General features: G+C 62.5%; 15 protein-coding genes. 3 read left to right on the forward strand and 12 right to left on the reverse strand.

Annotated features, from left to right (window positions below):
- Positions 1 to 59: 59 nt before the first annotated feature.
- Together INT40_RS03400 and INT40_RS03405 are read left to right on the forward strand one after the other, a co-directional pair.
- Positions 60 to 629, forward strand: coding sequence for a dienelactone hydrolase family protein (locus tag INT40_RS03400; protein WP_193095504.1), 570 nt, complete (start codon positions 60 to 62; stop codon positions 627 to 629).
- Between the two features lie 89 nt (positions 630 to 718).
- Positions 719 to 1,144 (forward strand): hypothetical protein, encoded by a 426-nt coding sequence (locus INT40_RS03405; RefSeq protein WP_101569618.1) that lies wholly within the window; start codon positions 719 to 721, stop codon positions 1,142 to 1,144.
- A 15-nt stretch (positions 1,145 to 1,159) separates the two neighbouring features.
- On the opposite strand, the gene INT40_RS03410 is transcribed toward INT40_RS03405, so the two are convergent.
- Together INT40_RS03410 and INT40_RS03415 are read right to left on the reverse strand one after the other, a co-directional pair.
- Positions 1,160 to 2,044 (reverse strand): glutamate ABC transporter substrate-binding protein, encoded by an 885-nt coding sequence (locus tag INT40_RS03410; protein WP_193072655.1) that lies wholly within the window; start codon positions 2,042 to 2,044, stop codon positions 1,160 to 1,162.
- A gap of 110 nt (positions 2,045 to 2,154) precedes the next feature.
- A complete protein-coding gene (locus INT40_RS03415) occupies positions 2,155 to 2,544 on the reverse strand; it encodes a winged helix-turn-helix transcriptional regulator (protein ID WP_101569616.1) in 390 nt (129 codons plus the stop codon).
- 79 nt (positions 2,545 to 2,623) lie between these two features.
- Between INT40_RS03415 and INT40_RS03420 the strand changes: the two genes are divergently transcribed.
- On the forward strand, positions 2,624 to 3,229 hold the full coding sequence (locus INT40_RS03420; RefSeq protein ID WP_193072656.1) for an NAD(P)-dependent oxidoreductase: 606 nt from the start codon (positions 2,624 to 2,626) through the stop codon (positions 3,227 to 3,229).
- 137 nt (positions 3,230 to 3,366) lie between these two features.
- Here INT40_RS03420 and INT40_RS03425 read toward each other — a convergent pair whose 3' ends face one another.
- From INT40_RS03425 to mfd, 10 genes are all read right to left on the reverse strand, one after another.
- Positions 3,367 to 4,740 (reverse strand): NAD(P)/FAD-dependent oxidoreductase, encoded by a 1,374-nt coding sequence (locus INT40_RS03425; protein ID WP_193072657.1) that lies wholly within the window; start codon positions 4,738 to 4,740, stop codon positions 3,367 to 3,369.
- Positions 4,741 to 4,820: 80 nt separating this feature from the next.
- Positions 4,821 to 6,116, reverse strand: a complete 1,296-nt coding sequence (locus INT40_RS03430; RefSeq protein ID WP_193072658.1) for a S8 family peptidase — start codon at positions 6,114 to 6,116, stop codon at positions 4,821 to 4,823.
- A complete protein-coding gene (locus tag INT40_RS03435) occupies positions 6,113 to 7,060 on the reverse strand; it encodes a Ppx/GppA phosphatase family protein (RefSeq protein ID WP_193072659.1) in 948 nt (315 codons plus the stop codon). The genes INT40_RS03430 and INT40_RS03435 overlap by 4 nt, the downstream gene beginning before the upstream one ends.
- Positions 7,061 to 7,069: 9 nt before the next feature.
- Positions 7,070 to 7,600: a DUF501 domain-containing protein gene (locus INT40_RS03440; protein ID WP_101569611.1), complete on the reverse strand. Its 531-nt coding sequence runs from the start codon at positions 7,598 to 7,600 to the stop codon at positions 7,070 to 7,072.
- Positions 7,600 to 8,091, reverse strand: a complete 492-nt coding sequence (locus INT40_RS03445) for an FtsB family cell division protein (RefSeq protein WP_101569610.1) — start codon at positions 8,089 to 8,091, stop codon at positions 7,600 to 7,602. Before INT40_RS03445 ends, INT40_RS03440 begins: the two co-directional genes overlap by 1 nt.
- Before the next feature lie 415 nt (positions 8,092 to 8,506).
- Entirely contained in the window at positions 8,507 to 9,787 is a 1,281-nt protein-coding gene (gene eno, locus INT40_RS03450) for a phosphopyruvate hydratase (RefSeq protein ID WP_101569609.1), read from the reverse strand.
- 107 nt (positions 9,788 to 9,894) lie between these two features.
- Positions 9,895 to 10,701: a tyrosine-protein phosphatase gene (locus INT40_RS03455; RefSeq protein ID WP_101569608.1), complete on the reverse strand. Its 807-nt coding sequence runs from the start codon at positions 10,699 to 10,701 to the stop codon at positions 9,895 to 9,897.
- Positions 10,698 to 11,156: a MazG nucleotide pyrophosphohydrolase domain-containing protein gene (locus tag INT40_RS03460; protein ID WP_257929966.1), complete on the reverse strand. Its 459-nt coding sequence runs from the start codon at positions 11,154 to 11,156 to the stop codon at positions 10,698 to 10,700. The genes INT40_RS03455 and INT40_RS03460 overlap by 4 nt, the downstream gene beginning before the upstream one ends.
- 148 nt (positions 11,157 to 11,304) lie before the next feature.
- Positions 11,305 to 11,499: a CsbD family protein gene (locus INT40_RS03465; protein WP_101569607.1), complete on the reverse strand. Its 195-nt coding sequence runs from the start codon at positions 11,497 to 11,499 to the stop codon at positions 11,305 to 11,307.
- A gap of 121 nt (positions 11,500 to 11,620) precedes the next feature.
- On the reverse strand, positions 11,621 to 15,211 hold the full coding sequence (gene mfd, locus INT40_RS03470; protein WP_101569606.1) for a transcription-repair coupling factor: 3,591 nt from the start codon (positions 15,209 to 15,211) through the stop codon (positions 11,621 to 11,623).
- Between the last annotated feature and the right edge of the window lie 78 nt (positions 15,212 to 15,289).

A 15,289-nucleotide genomic window follows, 5' to 3' on the forward strand; every position in this document is an offset into this window, starting at 1 on the left:
CTTCACTCCTGCGTAGAATCGGATCATCCGCCGCAGGTAATCAAGGGAGATTCAGCGCTATGGCCGAGATCATGCTCTACCACCACGTCCAGGGACTCACCGACGGGGTCGCCGCATTCGCAGAGGGCCTGAGGGCCTCGGGGCATACCGTGCATGTCCCCGACATGTTCGCGGGCCGCACGTTCGCCTCCATCGAAGAAGGGTTCGCTTATGCCCGCGAGACCGGATTCGATATTGTCCGACAGCGCGGGCTTGCGGAAACACCAGAACCGGGCGCCGGTCTGGTGTTCGCAGGCTTCTCCCTCGGAGTCACGATCGCCCAGCAGCTCGCTCAAACCCGGGACGACGCCCGCGGCGCGCTTCTCATCGATTCCTGCCTGCCGGTCGCCGAATTCGGATCGGCATGGCCTGAGACTGTGCCGGTGCAGATTCACGGCAAGGAAGACGACGAATTCTTCAACGAGGATCTGCCCTCTGCCCGAGCCTTAGCCGACTCCACGCCGTCCGCAGAACTCTTCGTCTACCCTGGCAGCCAACATCTCTTCGCCGACTCGTCCTTGGACTCGTTCGACGCGGACGCAACCGCGCTTCTGCTCGACCGTGCCCGCGGGCTCCTCGCTGCAGTTTGAGTCTGCTGGATGTGCCGCTGCCTGGGCGTCGTTCGAGCATGAAGGTATGAAGTTTCGCATCCGTCAGTCCGTCCGGGCAAGATAGTCACATGACGAATGTGCTGCTCACCTCACAGGGCCCGCCTCTGTCCGCCGGCGATCTGGAAGATCCCGACGTCGCCTCCACACCGGGGCCTGCCGTACTTTTTGCGACCCTGGCGACCCGGCGTGCCGAAGACACCATGGCTACTGGGTCCAACCGTCCGTTCGCCTACCGCGAGGCGGGTGCCGATTGGCATGAGCTCGGCTACGAGGCAGCCGACCACTGGGAGGGGCTGACCCCCGAGCTGCGCCAACGGCTGATCACAGACCGGACAGCGCAGCTCAGCCGCGAGGAGTACTCCGTCACCACCAGCGGAGCCAGCGCTTCGATGATCACGAGCAACTGGACGTACTCCGACTCGCCGCGCATGTACCGCGTCGCTGGCGAGCTCCGTGAACTCGCCGAGGTGCTCGCGGAGATCACCAGCGACTGACTCCTGCGTGTGTGACTAGTATCGATCAACTGTCGGCAGTTTCACGCCTTCCGAATCCCCCAGGGTATGCTCGAACGCCTGCGTCCAGTCCCCGTTCTCGAATGCTGACTCAACTGCGTCGTTGACGGCGTTCCGGAGTTCATCGTCGCCCTTGGGCAAGCCGATTCCGTAGTGGTCTTCGGAGAAGGGCTGACCGACGACGGTGAGCTCGTCTGAACTCTGTGCAGCATAGCCGCGCAAGATGGCATCGTCAGTCGTGACCGCGTCCACGGAGCCTGACTGCAGGTCGGTCACACATTTTGAGACGGTGTCGTAGGTGACGAGCTCTGCCTCAGGATGCTCCTTTTCCATCCTCTGTCCCGGCACTCCCCCGACAGTTGCGCATACAGTCTTGTCATCAAGGTCGTCCGGACCACCGATGTCGGAATCAGAGCGAACCATGAGGTCCTGCCCTGCTGTGTAATAAGGGCCAGCGAAGTCGATGATCTTCTTTCGCTCATCGTTGATGGTGTAGCCGGCCACAACGAGATCGACACTGCCCTGCTGCAGGAAGGTGTCTCGATTGGACGTCACGGTTTCCACCCACTCGATGTCCTCGGGAGCGAACCCGAGCTGACCGGCCACGATCGTGGCGATCTCGACGTCAAAACCTTCTGGCGTTTCGGCTCCGGCGGTGAGGTTCCCGATACCCGGCTGATCATGAAAGACACCGATCGTGATTGAGCCCTGATCGTGAGCGCTCTTCCATGTCGGCGAGGCCGCGATATCGGCACCGTCGTTCACTTCATAAGAAGGCCTATCCGCACCGCCATCGGGGTCGGCAGGAGTCCCACCCTGACCACATCCACTCAGGACGAGCCCGAGCGCAGCAGACCCGATGACCCAGTTGACCTTGAGCATGCACACTCCTTTGTGAGATTCTATCTGCTGCTCACCGTTGAGCAGATGTGATTCGATAGTACCGGCGAACCGGAGGAGCGAAAGACCGCTCGGAACAAGTCCGAGTTGCCTCAGGAGCCCCGCAACATGGTGGCGTCCTCATGGTGGTCCCTGCTCTCCGAGATGGCTGCCACATTGAGTTCAGCCCACCGTCGCAGAGCAGCCACGGGTTCTTGAAGGGACCGGCCCAGTTCGGTCAGTGCATATTCCACTCGTGGAGGAACCTCGGCAAAGACCTCTCTGGTCACGAGCCCATCGGCAACCAGCGATCGCAGGGTCGAAGTGAGGACCTTCGGTGTGATCCCACCGATTGCCACACGAATTTCGCTGAAGCGCTTCGGGCCTTCATCGAGGATCTCGATGATGAGGACCGTCCATTTGTCACCGACGCGGTCGAGAACGACTCGAGTCGGACATTCAGGATCGAAGGCATCGCCTTCCCAGGAACTGCTCACACTCATATTCCAATAGTATCTTTGAGGTACTCGATATCAAAAGGGTATCTTTGTGGCATCATCCGCATCAACGAAAGGACACACCATGAAGATCGCACTGTTCGGGGCATCCGGAATGATCGGATCCCGGGTCACCAAGGAAGCCGCAGAACGCGGACTCGAAATCACCGCCATCACCCGCACCGGTGCCGAGGTCCCTGGAGCTGCAACGAGCCTCAAAGGCGACATGGGAGATGTTGAATTCGACCGCCAGGTCGTCGCCGATCACGACGTCATCGTCTCGACGACCGGCCCCAGCCGCACCGGCGGACCCCACGAAGAGTGGCTGAAAGGTCTCGAGACACTGGCTCAGGCCAGTGGAGACAAGCGCATCTTCGTCGTCGGCGGCGCCGGATCCCTCTTCGTCGGCGGCACGATGCTCAAAGACACCAAAGGCTTTCCCGAAGCATATAAGACCGAGTCAGAGACCGGCACGAGAGCACTCGAACTGATGCGTGCCGGCAGCTACTCCCCCTGGACTCTGATCTCCCCGGCCCCGGAGATCGGCCCCGGTGAACGCACTGGAACCTACACAACCGAGCTCGAGGTGCCCGCCGGTGATTCGATCTCCGCCGAAGACTTCGCGGTGGCCATGGTCGATGAGATCATCAACGCGAAACACATCGACACTCGCTTCACCGTCGCCAACTGAGACCCCCGGGCGTTTTGAATCCCTCGTCCTCTTGAATGACAAGAACGCTGGGAGTGCGATTGCACTCCCAGCGTTCTTCAGACCTCATCAGGGTTCACATCACGGTGACGGCCGGACGCGAATCCTGCGCTCAGGTATCAGGCCTTTGCGGTTTCCTTCTTTGGAGCAGGCTTCGAGTTGGCTGCCTCGACGAAGTTCTTGCGAGGAACATCGAGATCGGCCAATGGCATGGTGTCGCGGCCGACGACGGCGTTGAGGATCCAGTTGCCGAAGACCTTGACCTTGCGGTCAACTGTCGGGATCGCGTAGCCGTGGTAGGCACGGTGCATCAGCCAGGCGAGGACGCCGCGGGCTTCGAAGTCGCCCATCTGCGAAACGCCCTTGTACAGACCCAGGCCTGCAACGGTGCCGATGGTCTTGTGGAAGTACTGCTTGAACTCAGTCTCTCCGCGCAGAGCGGCGAGAACGTTGGCAGCCAGCACTGGCGCCTGGCGCACGGCGTGCTGAGCGTTGGGCACGCAGTAGCCACCCACGCCGCCACCGGAGAGATCAGGTACAGCTGCGTTGTCGCCGGCGGCCCATGCGCCCTCGACCACACCGTTGTCACCCTCGACGCGCAGATCGGCGCGCACGGTCACACGGCCGCGCTCATCGAGAGGCAGGTCTGAATCGACGAGGATCGGGTTGGCTTTGACGCCAGCCGACCACACGATGGTGTCGGCGTCGAATTCTTCGCCGCTGGAGAGCTTGACGTGCTTGTCAGTGCAGTCCTGGAGGAAGGTCTCGAGGTACACATCGATGCCGCGTTCGCGCATGTGCTCGACGACCCACCGAGCCTGAGCTTCGCCGACCTCAGGCATGACACGGTCAAGTGCTTCGACGAGGACGAAGCGGACATCAGCTTCGGTCAGCGTCTCGTACTGAGCCACTGCGGAGCGGACAACGTCTTCGAGCTCGGTGAGGAGTTCGATGCCAGCGAATCCGCCGCCGACGAAGACGAAGGTCAGTGCCTTGCGACGTTCCTCGTCATCTTCCATCAGCGAGGCATCGGACAAGCGGCTGAGGAGGTGATCGCGCAGTGCGACAGCTTCCTCGATGCGCTTGAGCGCGATGGCGTTCTCCTTGAGGCCGGGGATCGGCAGAGCACGCGCCACCGAACCGGCAGCCATGATGATGTGGTCGTAGTCGAGCTCGAACGCTTCGTCGTTCTCGGGCTCGACGGTGACGAACTTGTCGCTGTGGTTGATCGAGGTGACCTTCGCGGTGATGACTTCAGCACCGGAGAGGTTGCGACGCAGCGGCACGACAGCGTGACGCGGTTCGATGGACCCGGCTGCCACCTCGGGGAGGAACGGCAGATAGGTCATGTACGGGTTGGGATCGACCACGGTCACTGTGGCTTCGCCACGACCGAGGTTCTTCAACAGATTCTGAGCGGTAACGAGACCAAGGTAGCCGCCACCAACGACGAGGATTCGAGGACGCAATTTTGAGTTTCTGATGAGTGCCATATCCCCATCTTAGGCCCTTGTGAAAACTTTCACTAATTGCATCTCGACGCTCCAGATCAGAGGTTCAGCGCCGGGTTTCCTCACCGTCTGCGACGGATGAAAGCCACTGCCGAGAGCACGAAGAGGATGATCGCGATGAGGCCCCCGGCGCCCAGAATCGCGAAGCCCAGCTGGGGCGTCGACTGCGATGAGACAACGTCCTTGGGCGCGACCGCTTTCGGGTTGTTGTCCTCCGCGGGAGCTGCGTTGTCAGTCTCAGCCGGGTCCGATTGTCCGCGTCTGTGCATCTTCACCCAGTCGGCGAGAGCATCGGCCGCGCTGGGCACCGTCTTCGGGACATCGGATTTCATCGCGGCCTTCGGATCGAGGCGACCCCAGCCGACGATCGGATCCGGTTTGCCCTTCTTGCTCTGTCCCTTGTGTCCGGGGACAGGTTTGGCCGTCGAGGTCAGTTTTGCGGCGACCTCGTCGGCGCTGAGGTCGGGGTCTTCGGCCCGGATCAGCGCTGCCACGCCGGAGACGATGGGTGAGGCGAAGGAACAGCCCTGCCCCTCTGCATAACCGCCCGAGTAATACGGGATCGGAATGTCTGCCGCCGGTCCCATCAGGTCCACGGCCGTTCCGGGAGCGGTCGATTCGGACAGAACACGGTTGTTTTTGCCCAGCCCTCCGACGCCGATGACTCCGGGCACCGTCGATGGCGACCACGCCTGTGTGGCCCCTTGGGAGGCATTGCCGACGCAGGCGACGATGACGACGTCCTTCTCATAGGCGTAGGCGAAGGATTTGTCCCAGCTGGAGGGCCAGGCAGGATCGTCCCAGCCCAACGACATGTTGATGACCTTGGCTCCGGAGTCGACGGCCCATCGGATGGCCTTGTCGGCCTGCTCACGGGTGGAGCCTGATTTCTTCGGCCGGTCGGGCCCCAACCACATCGAGGCAGAAAGGATGTCGACGTCGGGGGCGACTCCTGTCGGCCCGGCGCCTTTGCCCTGCCCGGCGATGACACCGGCGACTGCGGTGCCGTGGTGGATCGTCGTCTTGCCGCCGATCGGCGTCCTGCCGTCTTTGTCGAGCCCGCTGAAGTCTTTGGATTTGGTCACCACGCCACCGAGGTCGTCGTGCTTGGCGTTGACTCCCGAGTCGATGACGGCGACCTTCACGCCTTTGCCCGTGGATTTCTTCCACAGATCGTCGATGCCGTAGTCCTTGATGAACCACTGCCCTGGCCCGGCCTCCGGCGCTGCCATGGCCGGCTGCGTCGTGCCCATGAGCAGACCCAGCACGAGGGAGCCGACGAGGGCGAGTTTCGCGGTGCGCTTTCCAGCGCGTGGACGCCTGGGTGCTGTCGATGTCCGCGCGGTGGCGGACCTCACGACTGCTGGCGCGCGAGGTCGAGCGCGGTGCCGTCGAGGATGTCCGTCTCCGAGACCATGATGTCGAGTTCGGCCCCGGAGCTTTTAACCGCAGCATCGATGCGGGCCGCAATTCGGGCGAACAGCATTCCCCCTGCCGCAATGACGTCGACGCGTCCGGGATGCATGTATGGCAGTGCTGCGCGGGCCTCACGCTCCATGCTCAGCAGCTTCTGGGCCTCACCGTCGATGTCTGCCACGCGCAGATGGGTCCCGTGGATGCGCTCGCGCTGGTAGCTGTCGAGGTCGAGAATTCCTGCGGTGAGTGTGGTGACGGTGCCCGCGACTCCGATCATCGTCCGTGGAGCGCTGATATCGACGATCTCTGCGGCCTTGTCGAGGTTGGCATCGATATCGTCGATGGCGGCCTGGATCTGGGCCTGGTCGGGGAGGTCGACGGACATGTGGCGTTCGGTCAGGCGCACGGACCCGATGTCCATGCTGACCGCCGAGGTGACTCTGTCGGTTCCGAGGACCAGTTCGGTTGAGCCCCCGCCAAGGTCCATGACGAGGAACGGGCCACTGTCGGCGCCGTGTCCGACGGTGGCTCCGAGGAACGACAGATGAGCCTCTTCGTCTCCGGTGATGACGTCGGGCACGACGCCGAGGATGCCGAAGATGCCTGCGAAGAATTCGTCGCGGTTCTTCACGTCACGGCTGGCGGAAGTGGCGACGAATCTCAGCTTCTCAGGTGAGTACTCGGCAGCAACCTCGGCGAACTCCCGGGCCGCGGCGAACGTACGTTCAAGGGCTTCAGGGGCGAACTCACCCGTCGCGTCCACACCTTGGCCGAGGCGCACGATACGGGTCTCGCGACGAAGCTCGGTCATCCGTCCCTGTGCGTCGACCTCGGCAATGAGCAGGCGCAGGGAATTGGTCCCACAGTCGAAGGCGGCAACTCGCATGAGTCTCTCCTATTCGCTTGCCTCGGCGGAGGCATTTTCTGCGCCCGCAGGGCTGGGGACGTCTGTCATGAAGGAGATGGCGCGGTCGCCGATCGGGTTGACGCCGGCTCCTGCTGCCAAGGAGTGTCCGACCAGAGCGTGCAGGCACTTCACTCGAGTGGGCATGCCGCCGGCGGAGTAGTCCTTGATCTCCTCCACCTCGGCGATGCCGGCGCTCTTGCCGATCTCCGATCGCGTCGCGAGGTAAGCGGCGTGGGCCTTGGCGTAGGCTGCGGCGAGTTCTTCGTCTTCGATGAGCTCAGCGGACCATTCGGTCATGATTCCCGACGCTTCGAGACGCGAGCACTCGGTGACGAAGGCCGGGTGGGTGAGGTAGAAGGTCGTGGGGAACGGCGTGCCGTCCTCGAGTCTCGGAGCTGTGGCAACGACCAGAGGCTCTCCCGACGTGCTGCGGGCCGCAATCCCGACGACGCCGCGCGGAATCCGCCCGAGCTGGTCCTTCAGGATGGCGAAGTCCGCCTCGGTGCACTCTGTGATCATCAGCCCTTCTCCACGGTATTGCCGACCTCTTGAATCGACTCCAGCAACTCAAGGTACCAGGCTTGTTTGCGTTGCGGGCGGTCCGTATCCGAATCGTCACCCTTGATCGCCTCCTGGTTGGTGACGATGACCGCGTTCTTGCCCTCTTCCACGTAGTACTGGTCCTTGCGCGCCTTGCGTTTGATGTACGCAGGGTCCTTGAGGTTCTCGTTCTTCTCTTCCAACCCCTGGACTTCGGATTTCGTCGATTCGATCTCGCTGTTGAGTGCCGCAATCTGCTGTGCCTGCTTGAGAGCGGAGTTGATCGAGGGCAGGAAGGTGACGAGCACGATGGCGACGACGAGAAGGAAGACGCCTGTCTGCCAGGACAGCTTCCGCTTGCGAGTGTCCTCGCTGGCCTGAGCCTCAACGACCGGCGTGGGACGTCGACGGGGAGCGGCTCTGCCTGGAGCGGATTTGGGGGCGCTGTTTCTCGGCTTGCTCGGAACCATGTCTCTTTCCTCTGCGACCGGGGATGGGGGAAGGCTGTCGCAACACATCTAAGTCTGCCGTGTCAGTAACCCGACTTCGAGGATTTGAGTGTCGTGGCGTGTTCTATTTTTCGAAAGCTTCCATCGGGCCGGTCGCTGAGGTTATTCTCTGGCAACAGTCGCTCATCCGATGCGCACTGAGGAGTTGGGAAATACCCGGGGGTGTTCTGTGCGGGGCGGGCGGTTTTGTGATCGCCGGGTGCCGAGGTATTCGCCATCGTCAGAGCATTCGCCGGGAGAATTTGTCGATGAATATCGCCGAGGCGGGGGCCGGGTGACCGTTGATGATCACCCGGCCCCCGCCTCAGGGACGAAGCTATTCAGCACCGCGGTGCCTTAACGCCTCAGCGCCGTACCGCCTTAGCTCCGCAGCGAATCAGCCGTCGAAGCGGGGGAAGGCTCCCCGGCCGGCGTAGCGAGCTGCGTCGCCGAGCTGCTCTTCGATGCGCAGCAGCTGGTTGTACTTGGCCACACGCTCGGACCGTGCCGGAGCACCGGCCTTGATCTGGCCGGCGTTCGTGGCCACTGCCAGGTCGGCGATCGTCGTGTCCTCGGTTTCACCCGAACGGTGAGAGATCATCGTCGTATAGCCGTTGGTCTGTGCCAGCGACACTGCGTCGAGGGTCTCCGTCAGCGTGCCGATCTGGTTGACCTTGACCAGCAGAGAATTGGCGGTGTTGTCGTCGATGCCGCGCTGGAGACGCTCGGGGTTCGTCACGAACAGGTCATCGCCGACGAGCTGAACCTTCGAGCCGATGGACTCGGTCAGGGTGGCCCAGCCTTCCCAATCGTTCTCATCGAGTGGGTCTTCGATGGATACCAGCGGGTACTTGGCGAGCAGACCCTCGTAGTATGCGGCCATGTCCTGTGCCGACTTCTTCTCACCTTCGAACTCGTAGGCTCCATCGGAGTAGAACTCAGACGAGGCCACATCGAGTGCCACCGCGATGTCACGGCCCGGACGGTGCCCGGCAAGGTCGATGGCTTCGAGGATGAGATCGAGTGCTGCGGCATTGGAGTCAAGGTTCGGTGCGAACCCGCCTTCGTCGCCGAGCCCGGTGGACAGACCCCGCTCCTTGAGCACGCCCTTGAGCGCGTGATAGACCTCGACGCTCCACTGCAGGCCCTCGTGGAAGCTGGCCGCGCCGATCGGGGCGATCATGAATTCCTGGATGTCGACGTTGGAGTCGGCGTGCGATCCACCGTTGAGGATGTTCATCATCGGAACCGGCATGACGTGGGCGTTCGGTCCGCCCAGGTAGCGGTAGAGCGGCAGGTCAGCGGACACTGCGGCTGCTCGAGCCACAGCCAACGAGGTGCCCAGCATTGCATTGGCGCCCAGACGGGACTTGTTCTCGGTGCCGTCGAGCTCGATCAGTGCCTGGTCTACCAGACGCTGATCATCGCTTTCGAGACCGACGATGACTTCGTGGATCTCATCGACGACTGCGTCAACAGCACTGGTGACGCCTTTGCCCAGATAACGTTCCGGGTCGCCGTCGCGCAGCTCCACAGCTTCGAACTCACCGGTGGAGGCGCCGGAGGGGACCCCGGCACGGCCGACGGATTCATCGGCTAGCAGCACTTCCACCTCTACGGTGGGATTTCCCCGGGAATCCAGGATTTCACGGGCGTTTGCGGCAACAATCTCAGCCACTGATTACTCCTTCGCAATTGGTTTCACATGGGGAACATGTGCCTGCAGGACAGCTTAATGCACCAGAGGACCGAGCTCATTCTCAGCCCAGGATGGTTGCTTCGCTGTCAGGGGGCGACAACGTCGGCAGGCGTCAACAGCTGCCGCCGTAGTTTCTCCGGACTTGCCGGGTCCATTCCATGGTCGAGCAAATATGCTTCGACACCATTCTCGCCATACTTCGCGTCGATGGAGTCGAGGGTCTTCGCCATGAGTTCCGGCGGTGCCGCAGTTGCGGTCTCGGCGAGGTTCCCGGAGATCCCGGCATCGGCGAAGTTCCTGACGATGTTCTCGAGGAATCCTCCTGACAGGTGCTGTGAGGTGATCGAATACTCGTCGAGGATCTCGTGACGCCCGACGCCGAGGAGGGTGAGGATGAATGCGGCGACCACACCTGTCCGGTCCTTGCCAGCAGAGCAGTGGAAGACCACTCCGCCCTCGCAACGCTGTGCAATGACGTCAACGGCCAAGGCGAGACGGGTTCCGAAGTGACCGATCATGAGGTCATAGATCTTGCTCAGCGAACGATCGGAGAGGTCCATTCCGGTCTCCTCGGCGGCCTTCTTCATCTCCTCGCGGCTGAGCTGCTTCGCCGGGAAGAAACGATCGTCGAAGATGGGCAGCTCAATGAGCTCCGCGTCGATGCCCTCGAGCGCGTCGGGAAGTTTGGAACGTTCCCCGACGTCACGCAGATCGACGACGGTGCTGACGCCGAGCGCTCGGATGTCGGCTCGTGACCTGTCGGTGAGTTGGGCGAGACCGTCGGAGCGGTAGACCTTGCCCGTGCCCACGTTCGACTCCCCCGCCGAGGTGGGAGAGCCTCCGATGTCACGGAAGTTGAACGTGCCTTCGATATCAATGCGTTCCAAGCTCACTGCTGCGTGTCTTTCTGCTGTTTCTCTTCGGTCTTGATCCGGCGGTATTCGGCCTCGACGTCTTCGAGGGAGGCCATGTGCTCGTCGCTGGCGTCCTCGCCGAAGGCCAGAGGATGGCGTCGGATGAGTTTGGCTTCCAAGCCTTCGACTATCAGCCCCAGAGTATGCCCGTAGGGAACGGAACCGCTCTCGTCCAACAGCGCGGAATGGAAGAGGACCTGGTAGAAGACGTCGCCGAGTTCTTCGACGACGGCGGCACGGTGGCCCGGATTCCGATCACCTCGGAAGTCCTCGAGTGCTTCGATGAGCTCCTCGGTCTCTTCCCGCGCATACTTCTCGAGGCTTCCATGGTCCTGACGGCTCGACCACGGGCACCGGCGCCGCAGCGTCGCCATCGCCTCGGTTACTCCCTCGGTGCGAGCACCGATGACGCCCGCTGACTCTGCCTGCTCCACTGCAGTGCCCCTTCCGATTCCTGCTTCGCTGTGACGGTTCGACTCTCCAGCCGATAGCCGGACTCGCAAGCCGACGGTCCGACGCACGAAGCGTGTCGAACAATAAGAACGGCCCCCACCGCGGGCGCGATGGGGGCCGAGTTCCGCATTACTTGCTGAACTTGTCCTTGATGTCGTTGCCGAGGTCCTTGACCTTCTCGCCGACCTGTTTGGTCTTGCCCTTGAGCTGGTCTGCAGAACCCTCTGCTTTGAGCTCGTCATCGCCGGTCATGTCGCCGACGGTCTCCTTGGCTTTGCCGGAGAATTCTTCAGTCTTGTTCTCGAACTTATCGTCAAAACCCATAGTGGCTCTCCTTAAGTCGTACGGTACGTCTGTACCCGTATTCGCACTCTACGCTAGGAACAGCTGTTGAAAGTGCACTATCAGAATACGTACAGATTGCCTCTGCGTCGATCACCGCAGCTCAGACTCCAGCCTCGACGACCTCGGAGGCGACGACTGGGACGATCGCGTCGAGGAATTGGTGAGCCCAACGCAGGATGTCGGAATCCGTCATCTCCTTCGCATCGAAGCCGTTGCCTGTCATCGGCTTGGGCACGAGCACCGACCTGACCGCCGGCTTGAGCAGAGACTTCGGGTACAGGCGCTTGAGCCGCACGACCTGCGAATCTTCGAGTTCGACCGGACCGAATCGGACGAAGTTGCCTTGGACGACGATGTCGTTGATGCCCGAGGCTTTGGCTCTGATCCGCAGTCTGGCGACATCGGCGAGCACACCCACGGCCTCCGGGTAGGGACCGTACCTGTCGACGAGTTCGTCGAGGACTTCCTGCAGCTCGCTCTCGTTCGCCGCAGCGGCGAGTTTCCGGTATGCCTCAAGTCGCAGTCGTTCATGATCGACGTACTCTGCCGGCAGGTGTGCATCGACTGGCAGCTCGATGCGCATGTCCGCTTCGGGTTCGGTGTCCTCGCCGCGGAATTTCGCGACGGCCTCCCCCACCAGCCGCACATAAAGGTCGAATCCGACTCCCTCGATCTGTCCTGACTGCTGTCCGCCGAGGAGGTTGCCGGCGCCACGGATCTCGAGGTCCTTCATCGCCACCTGCATACCGGCGCCCAATTCGGTGTGGGCGGCCAGCGTCGTCAGCCGGTCGTGGGCAGTCTCGGTCAGCTGTGTGTCTGCAGGGTAGAGGAAGTAGGCGTAGGCACGTTCCCTGCCGCGACCGACGCGGCCGCGCAGCTGGTGCAGCTGGGAGAGTCCGAAGCGATCCGCGTGATCGATGATGAGCGTGTTGGCATTGGAGATGTCGATGCCGGTCTCGACGATGGTCGTGCACACAAGCACGTCGAACTTCTTCTCCCAGAAGTCGACGATGACCTGCTCCAGGCGCTGCTCGTTCATCTTTCCGTGGGCAATCGCGATCCGAGCTTCGGGGACGAGTTCGGCGATGTGGCCGGCCACGGCTTCGATGTCCTTGACACGGTTGTGGATGTAGAAGACCTGGCCTTCGCGCATCAGCTCACGGCCGATAGCGGCCTTGATCTGCTTGTCCTCTTTCTTACCCACGTAGGTCAGCACCGGGTGGCGTTCCTCGGGCGGGGTGGCCAGGGTCGACATCTCTCGGATGCCGGTCACAGCCATCTCCAGGGTCCTCGGGATCGGGGTCGCTGACATCGCGAGCACGTCGACGTTCGTGCGCATCGCTTTGAGCGTCTCCTTGTGCTCGACGCCGAAGCGCTGCTCCTCGTCGATGATGACCAGTCCCAGGCTCTTGAACCGCACTTCTCCGCTGAGCAGACGATGCGTGCCGATGACGAGGTCGAGCTTGCCAGCTGCGAGATCCTCGACAACCTGCTCCGACTCCTTCTTCGTCTGGAAGCGTGAGAGCGCGCCGACTGTGACGGGGAAGCCCGAATAGCGTTCGGCGAAGGTTTCGAGGTGCTGCTGAACGAGCAGCGTAGTGGGCACGAGCACGGCGACCTGCTTGCCGTCCTGGATCGCCTTGAACGCGGCACGGACTGCGATCTCGGTCTTTCCGTAGCCGACGTCGCCGCAGATCAGACGGTCCATTGGGACCGCTTTCTCCATGTCCCCCTTGACCTCGTCGATGGTCGTGAGCTGATCGGCGGTCTCCACGTAGTGGAAGGCATCCTCGAGTTCACGCTGCCATGGCGTGTCCGGCCCATATGTGTGGCCGACGGTGGCCTGTCGTGCAGAGTAGAGGCGGACGAGTTCGCCGGCGATCTCCTTGACGGCCTTCCTGGCCTTGGTCTTCGTGGCCTGCCAGTCGGAGCCGCCCATCTTGTTCAGGTTCGGGCTCTCCCCGCCGACGTAGCGGCTGACCTGGTCCAGAGCATCGCTGGGCACGTACAGGCGATCACCGGGCTGCCCGCGTTTGGCCGGGGCGTATTCGACGATGAGGTACTCACGGGTGTGCTTGTTCGCGCCCTTGCCGGTCGTGCGCTGCGTCATTTCAACGAACTTGCCGACACCGTGCTGATCGTGGACGACGAAGTCCCCGGGAGCCAGGTTCAGTGGGTCCACCTGATTGCGTTTGCGTCGAGTGGGCAGACGCCGCATGTCCCTCGTCGAGGTGGAGGCGGCGCGACCGAGCACATCGGCTTCGGTGAGCACGGCAAGCTTGAGGTCGTCGAAGACGAAGCCGCCGAACGGCGCGGCAGTGGTGACTGTCACCAGGGCCTCGTCGATGTCCGTCGGGTCATCGACGAAGGTCGCAGGCACGCCAGCTTCGGAGAACACCTCGACCATGCGCTGGCCCGGCCCCTGCCCTTCGGTGAGCACGAGGATGCGCCACCGGTCGTGGATGAGCTCCTTGACATCAGCGAGGATCGCTTCCACGTCGCCGGCATATCCTCGCGGCGCGCGAGCCGGAACGGAGAACAGATTCTGAGTGGGTGAGGCGAGTTCTTCGTCGGTGGCGAATCCGCCGAGCTCCCACCACGCCAGGCCGATGAGGCGAGCGCCTTCTTCCATCTCTTCCATCGTCCGGAATGTCGCAGCGGACAGGTCGATCGGGGAATCGCCGCCGGCAGCGGCTCCTGACCACGCGGCCTCGAGGAATTCGTTCGTCGTGACGACGAGGTCGGCGGCCCGGGCCTGCACCCGTTCAGGTTCGGTGATGACGATCTTCGTGGATTCGGGCAGCAGCGCGATGATCGGCTCCATGCCATCGGCCAGCACGGCTGAGAGTGATTCCATGCCTTCGACGGCGACGCCACCGGCGATCTTGTCGAGCATGTCCGATGCCGCCGGCAGGGTCTGTGACAGCGAGGCCGCACGTTCCCGGATGGAGTCGGTGAGCAGAAGTTCACGGCACGGCGGTGCCGAGAGTTTCAGGGGTGGGGTGTCCTCCTCGGCGGGAATGGACCTCTGGTCGCTGACGGAGAACTCGCGAATCTCGTCGATCTCGTCACCGAAGAACTCGATGCGCAAGGCATGGTCTTCCGTCGGCGGAAAGATGTCGACGATGCCGCCGCGAACCGCGAACTCACCTCGGCGGGAGACCATGTCAACGCGTGAGTATGCCAGCTCGGTCAGGCGTTGGGAGAGCTGATCGATCTCGTATTCGTCGCCGACGGCCAATTCCACCGGCTCGATATCGCCGAGACCTTTGACCAGGGGTTGGAGGAATGCGCGAACGGGCGCAATGATGAAAGCCAGGTGTCGGTCCGGGCTGGGGTGGGCCAGACGGTGCAGAATCTGCAATCGAGCTCCGACGGTGTCAGACCGGGGTGAGAGCTTTTCGTGCGGGAGGGTCTCCCAACTGGGGAAGACCGCGATCGAGTCCTCGGACACCCAGTCCGCCAGTGCCCGCGCCAGGTCCTCGGCCTCACGCGTGGTGGCCGTGACGATGAGCTGCGGCGCCGAGGTAGTGGGATCGTTGTCGGCCGACACCAGAGTTCGGCGCAGGATCGATGGCCACAGACCCCGGATCGCATCAATCGTTCCACCTGCCGTCTCCGGGGCGTTGAACGCTGAGACGAGGTCAGCGATGGTGGAGTTCTGGCGTGTGAGATCGAGTCCGTTGAGCACCCTGCAATTCTAGGCCACGGGTCGGACACGAGAAACGGCGGCGACTGCGCTCCGTCCACTCCTGGGTGGAAACGTGTG

It is taken from the genome of Brevibacterium sp. FME17 (genome assembly GCF_014897515.1).
GTDB lineage: Bacteria > Actinomycetota > Actinomycetes > Actinomycetales > Brevibacteriaceae > Brevibacterium.

Excerpts from the sequence above, each read along its gene's own strand:
- INT40_RS03400 (WP_193095504.1), top strand. The coding sequence starts at position 60 with ATGGCCGAGATCATGCTCTACCACCACGTCCAGGGACTCACCGACGGG.
- INT40_RS03405 (WP_101569618.1), top strand. The coding sequence starts at position 719 with ATGACGAATGTGCTGCTCACCTCACAGGGCCCGCCTCTGTCCGCCGGC.
- INT40_RS03410 (WP_193072655.1), bottom strand. The coding sequence starts at position 2,044 with ATGCTCAAGGTCAACTGGGTCATCGGGTCTGCTGCGCTCGGGCTCGTC.
- INT40_RS03415 (WP_101569616.1), bottom strand. The coding sequence starts at position 2,544 with ATGAGTGTGAGCAGTTCCTGGGAAGGCGATGCCTTCGATCCTGAATGT.
- INT40_RS03420 (WP_193072656.1), top strand. The coding sequence starts at position 2,624 with ATGAAGATCGCACTGTTCGGGGCATCCGGAATGATCGGATCCCGGGTC.
- INT40_RS03425 (WP_193072657.1), bottom strand. The coding sequence starts at position 4,740 with ATGGCACTCATCAGAAACTCAAAATTGCGTCCTCGAATCCTCGTCGTT.
- INT40_RS03435 (WP_193072659.1), bottom strand. The coding sequence starts at position 7,060 with ATGCGAGTTGCCGCCTTCGACTGTGGGACCAATTCCCTGCGCCTGCTC.
- INT40_RS03440 (WP_101569611.1), bottom strand. The coding sequence starts at position 7,600 with ATGATCACAGAGTGCACCGAGGCGGACTTCGCCATCCTGAAGGACCAG.
- INT40_RS03445 (WP_101569610.1), bottom strand. The coding sequence starts at position 8,091 with ATGGTTCCGAGCAAGCCGAGAAACAGCGCCCCCAAATCCGCTCCAGGC.
- INT40_RS03465 (WP_101569607.1), bottom strand. The coding sequence starts at position 11,499 with ATGGGTTTTGACGATAAGTTCGAGAACAAGACTGAAGAATTCTCCGGC.